The sequence below is a fragment of the Frankia sp. AgB1.9 genome, from assembly GCF_016786355.1.
Classification (GTDB): domain Bacteria; phylum Actinomycetota; class Actinomycetes; order Frankiales; family Frankiaceae; genus Pseudofrankia.
Genome location: NZ_JADWYX010000224.1, coordinates 1 through 7,396 on the forward strand (window position 1 = coordinate 1; position 7,396 = coordinate 7,396).

A 7,396-nucleotide genomic window follows, 5' to 3' on the forward strand; every position below is an offset into this window, starting at 1 on the left:
GGGCGAATGCGGTCTGAAGGTCGACCAACGGGACCCGGACGTCCACACCGATGACGGGGTTGTCCTCGTCGTGGTCGGGGGGGCCCCCCCCCCCCCCCCCCCGGCCCGGCCCCCCCCGCCCCCCCCCCGCCCCCCGCCCCGGCCCCCGCCCCCGCGCCCCCCCGGCCCCCCCCCCCCCCCCCCCGGGGGGGCGAGCCGGGAACCGGACCGTTGGTCTCGTTCGCGCGCAGCGCGCTCGCGACCCGCTGGGACCCCTCCCACGGCAGCCTTCTCGACCTTGCCGAGGCGTGCGACGTGCCGGTCCGCTGGTCGTGCCGGACGGGGGTGTGCCACAACTGCCAGACCACGGTCGTGGCGGGAACCGTCCGGTACTCCCCCGAACCGGTCGACCCGCCGGCGGACGGCACCGTTCTCATCTGCTGCGCCCAACCAGGGGAGGACCTGACCCTCGACCTGTGATCAGCCCTGCCTGGCGTCGGTCCAGCGCGCTCGGGCGGCCTGACGGACCAGGTGGTCGCGCTCGGCGACGTCCGTGGCCCGGCGGGCGGCCTCCGTGTACGCCCCGCCGGCAGCCGGCAGGTCGCCGGCGAGCTCGTGCAGGTAGCCGCGGACCGCGTGCCATCGGTGGCGGTCGCCGAGCACCTCGCGCAGCCGGTCGGTCTCACGCAGCCCGGCGGCGGCGCCGAGAGCGTGGCCGACCGCGACAGCCCGCCCCAGGACGGCGGCCGGGTCCTGGCGCACCGGGTCGTCGGTGAGGCCGACCAGGTCGTCGTACCAGGCGAGGATCTGGGGCCAGTCGGTCTCCTCGGGGCTCGCCGCGTCGTCGTGCAGGGCGGCGATGGCGGCCTCGATCTGGTAGCGACCGGGGCGCTCCAGCGCCAGCGCCGACTGCAGGACGCGCACCCCTTCGGCGATCTCGCGGGTGTCCCAGCGGCCCCTGTCCTGCCGGTCCAGCGTGACGATCCGGCCCTGCCCGTCGAGCCGGGCCGGCAGCCGGGCGTGGTTGAGCAGCATCAACGCGAGCAGCCCCCGCGCCTCCGGTTCCTCGGTGGCGAGGGTGAGCTGGCGGGCGAGCCGGATCGCCTCGGCGGCGAGGTCGACCCGGCCCGCGTGCCCGGTCGTATAGACCAGATACAGGACGCGCAGCACGACCGCGAGATCGCCGGGCTCGTCCAGGCGCCGCCCGCGCAGGCCACGCTTGGCCCGGCTGATCCGCTGCGCCATCGTCGCCTCCGGGACGTAGAAGGCGTCGGCGATCTCCCGGGTGCTCAGGCCGCCGACCGCCCGCAGGGTCAGTGCCACCTGGGAGGCGGGCGCGAGATCGGGATGGCAGCAGCAGAAGAGCAGGAAGAGCGTGTCGTCGCCGGCCTCTCCCGTGGGCGGCGCAGGCTCCGGCTGCTCGTGCAGCGTGTCCTCCCGGGCACGGCGGGCGGCCTCGCTACGGCGGGCGTCGATCAGCCGCCGGGTCGCGACCGTGGCCAGCCACGCACCCGGATCCCGCGGTGGATGGTCGGGCCAGACGCGCAGCGCCTCCAGAAGCGCTTCCTGCAGCGCGTCCTCGGCGGCGTCGAAGTCCTCGCCGCGGCGGACCAGCCCCGCGAGCACCCGGGGGACGAGGGCACGCAGCGCGCCCTCGTCCACCCGGTCGCCGTGCTGGCTGGTCACGCCGATCGGCCACGGGTGGCCGACCGGATCATGACATGATCTCCCGGACGTCGATCCACTCGTAGAGCGGCTCGCCGCCGGGGCCGGGCTCGGAGGAGACGTAGGCCGCCACCTCCAGCGCGCGCTCGCGGGACTCGACGTCGATCATGTACCAACCGGCGACCAGGTCGCTGGTCTCCGGGTGCGGGCCGTCGGTGGTCACCGGCGCGGCGTCCGGGCCGCCATAGCGCACCCAGGTGCGCGTCGGCGTCAGCGCCTGGGCGTCGACGTACTCTCCGCGCTCCTCGAGGACCTTCGCGACGTTGTGGAGGAACGCCATGTGCGCCTCCACGTCCTGCGGGGCCCACTCGTCCATCGGGGGGAAGGGGTGGTGCGGCTCAGGGCCACCGCGGTAGTGCTTGAGCAGCAGGTACTTCGGCATGATGATCTCCCGAGTTCACGGCCGCGTCTCTCGCGGCCCTCACCTGGTGAGCGGAACCAGCCAGCGGTTCTCGACATCTTGCCGCTGTAGATCGCCGTTTGAGCCCTCAAGTGGTTGTGGCCGGGGCCTAACTATGACCACTTGAGGGCCCAACCGGCGATCAAGGCACTACTCGGGGACGTGGGATGGGCTGGTGGAGTCGCGGGGCTCGGGTACGGCCACTCCCCCGTCGGCGACGGCGACCGGTGGGTGCGACGGCGCGACCCGCAGGACGCGGGCCGCCCAGTCCGGTAGCCACCAGTTCCACTGGCCGAACAGCGAGACGAGCGCGGGCACCAGGACGGACCGGACGATCGTCGCGTCGAGCAGGATGCCGAAGCCGAGCGCCGAGGCGAACGTCTTCAGGTCGGTGCCCGGTCCGGTGGCGAGCGCGAGGAACGCCAGGAACAGGATCAGCGCGGCGCTGGTCACCAGCCGGCCGGTACGGCCGATTCCTTCGACGACGGCGTCATCCGTGTTCCCCGTCCGGTCGTACTCCTCGCGGATGCGGGACAGGATGAACACCTCGTAGTCCATCGACAGCCCGAACAGGAAGGCGAACACCATCAGCGGGATCCAGAAGGTCACCGCGCCGGTGGCGTGCACCCCGAAGATCGCGCTGGAGCCGTAGCCGTCCTGCCAGAACAGCACCATGAAGCCGAGGGTGGCTCCGAGGGTGATCAGGTTGAGAACGACCGCCTTGATGGGCAGCAGGATCGACCTGAAGGCCCGGGCGAGCAGGACGAACGTCAGCAGCGCGATGATCGTCAGCATCAGCGGGAAGTTGCCGTAGACGGCTTTCAGGAAGTCGATCTGGTCGGCGCCGATCCCGGCGACGCCGATGACTCCAGGCAGACCGGCCACCGCTGTCTTGACCTTGCGGACCGGCCCTACAGACGTCGAGTTGACCGTCTCCGCCTTCGGAATCACCACCACGATGCTGTGCCCAGCCGCGGTCTGCCCGGCTCCGGTCGCGACCACGGCGCGATCGACGCCAGCGACCTTGTTCAGGGCCGTGGCGACCGAGTCCGCGCGCGAGGTGTCGACGAGCACCTCCATCGGGGTCAGGACACCCGTCGTCACGCCACCGTTCTTCAGGTCCTGGAACGCCGTGTTCGCCGCGCCGTTCTTGGCCAGCGACTCGGACGAGGCAAGGCCGATCTTGATACCGAGGAACGAGACCACCAGCAGGCCGAGCGCGAGCAGAGCCACCCCGGCCGCGATGAACCGGCGCCGCACGATGGCCCGCGCCCACCTTGTCCAGGCCCGTCCGGCCCGGTTCTCGTGCCGGATCTTGGGCCAGTCGACCTTCGGGCCGATTCCGCCGAGGATCGCCGGCGTCAGCGTCAGGGTCGTGATCACGCTGGCCAGCGGAATCAGCGCGCCACCGAGGCCGATACTGCGCATGAACGGTACCGGCAGCACCACGAGCGAAAGCAGGCCGATGGCCACCGTGATACCGCTGAACATCACCGCGTGGCCGGCGGTCTCCATGGCGACGACGACGGCCTCGTGATTGTCGCGGCCGCGGTCGCGTTCCTCGCGCCAGCGGGTGACGAGAATCAGCGAGTAGTCGATCGCGACGCCGAGGCCGATCAGGGCGACCAGGAACTCGACGATGAACGACACGTCGGTGAGATAGGTCAGCGGCAGCAGCAGGATGAACGTGGTCAGGATCGCGGCCGCCGCGATGACCAGCGGCAGGAGCGCCAGGAACGAGGCGAAGACGAAGGCGAGCACCGCCAGCGCGCCGAGGGCGCCGATGAGCACCTCGGCGAACACGCCGAAGCCGCCGCCGCTCGAGTCGCCGGTGGCGAGCGCGTCCTCACCGGTCACGCCGACCGTCGCTCCGGCGGGAGCCGCCGCCGTCAACGCCGTCCTGATGTCGGCGGTCGGAAGCTTCGCGGTCGGGTCGTGCAGGAACCGGTAGAACACCAACGCATAGGCGGTGTGGTCATCCTTGGTACGGAATGCCTTGTCACCGGTGTTCGCCTCGTCGACCACCCGGGTCTGCGGCACCTTCTGCTGCACCGCGGCGAACGCCTGTCCGACGGCGGATTCCTGCCCGGATACGACCTGGCTCGCCGGCATTGTGATGGTCACCACATACGGTGCGGTTTTGCCGCCCGAGTGGAACTCGGAGTCGATCTGGTTGGCGGTTTCGGTACCCGGTTGCCCAGGCAACGAGAAGTCAATGACAAGGCGGCTGTTGGTCTGTCCGGTCAGCGCGATGCCCGCGACCACGACAACGAGCCAACTGACCAGTACAAGTCGACGATGGTGAAGCACGAACTCTGCGATCCGGCGCACTAGGCTCCCCTGCCTTGGAAGATCACATCAGGCGATCGAACGGTAGCAGGGAAGACCGACAATCCCGCCGTGGCTCATCGGTCGGACCGGCGACAGACCGGTGACTGTCCGGTAACCGCCGCAGAATCGAGGCCCGTCGCGCCGACCGGGCGCGGTGAGGATATGGGCCCTCGCGGTGAGTGCCCGGGTGGCTGGTAGAAGTAGCGAGACGGTCCAGCGACGCGGAAAGCAGCCGGCTGGATCGCGCGCTGGAGGGGAGGATCGGGTCGTGACCCATCCGGAGCGCGTGGGGGTCACCGTGTCGGGTCCCCGGGCGGCGCGGTCGTCGCGCTGGAGGCCACGTTGACCGACCTCGACCTCGAAGTCCCGCACTCGGCGCGGATGTATGACTACTACCTGGACGGCAAGACGAACTACCCGGCTGACCGGGAGGCGGCCGAACAGGCGCTCTCCGCCTTCCCGACGCTGCGTCTCTACGCCCAGCAGAACCGCGCGTTCCTGCACCGGGCCGTGCGCTTCCTGGCCGAGCAGGCCGGCATCGACCAGTTCCTCGACATCGGCGCGGGCATCCCGACCCAGCCGAACCTGCACGAGGTCGTCCAGGGCGTCATCTCGACGGCCCGCGTCGTCTACGTCGACAACGACCCGTCGAACCCATGGATGCAGAGAGCTGCCAGGCTTCGCCACTGTCGGACGCCCAGCGCCGCGCGCTGACCTTCGCCCGTGTGGGCGTTCTGGTCTACCGGGCCGACTCGTTCGGGCACGGCTACCACGGGGAGTTGGACGGCGTTGCCGTCCGCGTCCACGTGCGGACCGTTGACAATCTTACCCGTCGGGGCCTGATCGTAGAAGACCTCGCCGCGAACCGTGATCTTCGTGGTGGGACGGTGCGGGTGTGTCCGTACCGGATCACCCCGGATGGCGTGGTGGCGCTCGGCGCCGAGCAGGATGCGGGCGTTCCTCGCGGGGACCGGCCCGCGCGGTCCGCCGGTCCCGCTGAGGTTCCCGTCCGCGTCGTCGCGGCCCCGGCCCCGGCTCCCGTCGCGGCCCCGGTGGCGGGCGGGGTTGGTGGCGTGGGCGGTACAAGTCCGCTGGTGACCCTTTGGTCCGATGTGTCGGGGCCGTACAGTTCTGCCGTGGCTCGCAGGCTTCGGACGGCCCGGTACCGCCGTATCTCGGATGACCGTGAGGGCTTGGAGGCGGGCGTCACTCGCCAGACGGAGGACATGGACGAGGTTGCCGCCCGTCGTCCGGAGTTGGATGTTCACCCGCACGTTTTCAGCGACAACGACCTTTCCGCGACAAAGGACTACCGGCCGGAGTTCGAGCGCATCCTTGAGATGGTCGCGAACGGCGAACTAGACGCCGTCCTGTGCTGGACGTCGAACCGTTTCCTGCGTAACCGCCGTGACCGTATGCGGGTCATTGAACTGTTCAAGGCTCACAACGTCCGGCTGATCCCGGTGCGCGGCAACGAAATGGACTTCACGTCGGCCGACGGCCGGATGATGGCCGATCTGATTTTCAGCGTGGACGCGGGAGAGGCGGAGCGGACGGCGGAACGGGTGAGCCGCGCCGCCCGCCAGCGTGCCGAGCAGGGACGCCACCACGGCGGCCGGCGGGCGTTCGGCTACGGGCCGGTCATCGCCACGGACCACAACGGCAAGCCGGTACGGGACTTCCACGCGACCATCCCCGAAGAGGCGGCCGTGATCCGTGGTATCGCTGCCGACGTGCTCGAAGGCGTGCCGTTGGGCGCGGTCGCGCGCCGCCTGAACGCGACGGGTGTGGCGACCGTGACCAAAGCCCACCGGGAGACATGCGTCCACAACGCCAAAGGCCGTCGGGTGCGGGTGGACTGCCCGTGCCCGTACCGGGCGTGGGAGGCGACGACGCTTAAGGAGTTGATGGTCAACCCGCGTCTGATCGGTATGCGTGGCTACCAGACGCAAAAGACCCGCCGCAGCACCGGAACGATCGCGGTCATGGGCCCGGCGCAGTGGCCCGCGATTCTGGACGTCGACACGTGGGAGCAGGTTCGCGCGATCCTGACCGACGCGAAACGACGCACGAACACCGACCAGACCAAAGTGCGACGTCTGTTGGCGGGGTTCGTCTACTGCGCGTCGTGCGGGCACAAGATGACCGGCAACGGCGTGAACGGCGTACGGCTCTACTGCCAGCGCCGCGACGGGAACTGCCCGGCGCCGGTCCGGATCGGCGAACAGTTCGTGGTCGATCTGGTCAGCCGCGCCGTGCGGGATCGTCTGGACGAGCTGGAGCTACAGCCCGTCGAGACCACCGACCTGGCAGGGGCGGAGCTGGCCACGCTGGAGCTACGCCGTAGCGCTCTGGCGGACCGGTGGGCGTCCGGGCAGATGGAAGACGACGCCTACAACGACGCCCACAAGGCGCTCACGAAGCAGATTCGCGACGCGCAGGCCCGGACCCACACCAGCGCCCGGCGACGCGCCACGCTGCCCGTCAACGGCGCCGCCGGTTGGGACGACAAGCGCGACGACCTAGCGGGCCGCCGCGTGATCCTCACGCACCTAATCGACGGGGTGATCATCGGCGGGAACGGGGCCGTGCTCGGTGACGACCTGTGGCGCGTGCGGATCGTCTGGCGTGATCTGAACGACCCCCGCTAGACCGGCCCCACCGGCCCGGCGGTCGTGTAGCGGCGCGGGGCGGGTGTAGCGGCCGGTTGAGGCAGCGCTACACCCCCCGCTACCCGTCACACGCGCTGTGAGCAGCACCGACGCAGACGTGTAGCGGGTAGCGGCCGGTGGCGCGGCGGCCCCCGATCGGCCCCTTAGAGGCATTCCACGGCTTGCGGTGCCGCTACCCGCTACACCCGCGTCGGGCCGGCCCCCCCCGGCCCCCCCCCCCCCCCCCCCCCGGGGGGGGGGGGCGGGGGGCCCCCCCCCCCCGCCCGGGGGGGGGGGGCGCCCCCCCCCC

General features: G+C 71.0%; 4 protein-coding genes and 2 pseudogenes. 3 read left to right on the plus strand and 3 right to left on the minus strand.

Annotated elements, in window-relative coordinates; genetic code table 11:
- Window positions 1–126: 126 nt before the first annotated feature.
- Window positions 127–459, plus strand: a pseudogene (locus tag I6A60_RS40330) (2Fe-2S iron-sulfur cluster-binding protein); the annotation flags it as partial.
- Here I6A60_RS40330 and I6A60_RS40335 read toward each other — a convergent pair.
- From I6A60_RS40335 to I6A60_RS40345, 3 genes are all read right to left on the minus strand, one after another.
- Window positions 460–1,665 carry an RNA polymerase sigma factor gene (locus I6A60_RS40335; protein ID WP_203020484.1) on the minus strand — a complete coding sequence of 402 codons (1,206 nt, stop codon included), beginning with the start codon at window positions 1,663–1,665 and terminating at the stop codon, window positions 460–462.
- Between the two features lie 28 nt (window positions 1,666–1,693).
- Window positions 1,694–2,086, minus strand: a complete 393-nt coding sequence (locus I6A60_RS40340; protein ID WP_203020486.1) for a YciI family protein — start codon at window positions 2,084–2,086, stop codon at window positions 1,694–1,696.
- 168 nt (window positions 2,087–2,254) lie between these two features.
- Window positions 2,255–4,435 carry an MMPL family transporter gene (locus I6A60_RS40345; protein ID WP_203020488.1) on the minus strand — a complete coding sequence of 727 codons (2,181 nt, stop codon included), beginning with the start codon at window positions 4,433–4,435 and terminating at the stop codon, window positions 2,255–2,257.
- Between the two features lie 330 nt (window positions 4,436–4,765).
- Here I6A60_RS40345 and I6A60_RS40350 point away from each other — a divergent pair.
- Both I6A60_RS40350 and I6A60_RS40355 read left to right on the plus strand, forming a co-directional pair.
- Window positions 4,766–5,083, plus strand: a pseudogene (locus I6A60_RS40350) (SAM-dependent methyltransferase); the annotation flags it as partial.
- Between the two features lie 488 nt (window positions 5,084–5,571).
- A complete protein-coding gene (locus I6A60_RS40355) occupies window positions 5,572–7,086 on the plus strand; it encodes a recombinase family protein (protein WP_307874121.1) in 1,515 nt (504 codons plus the stop codon).
- Window positions 7,087–7,396 lie beyond the last annotated feature (310 nt).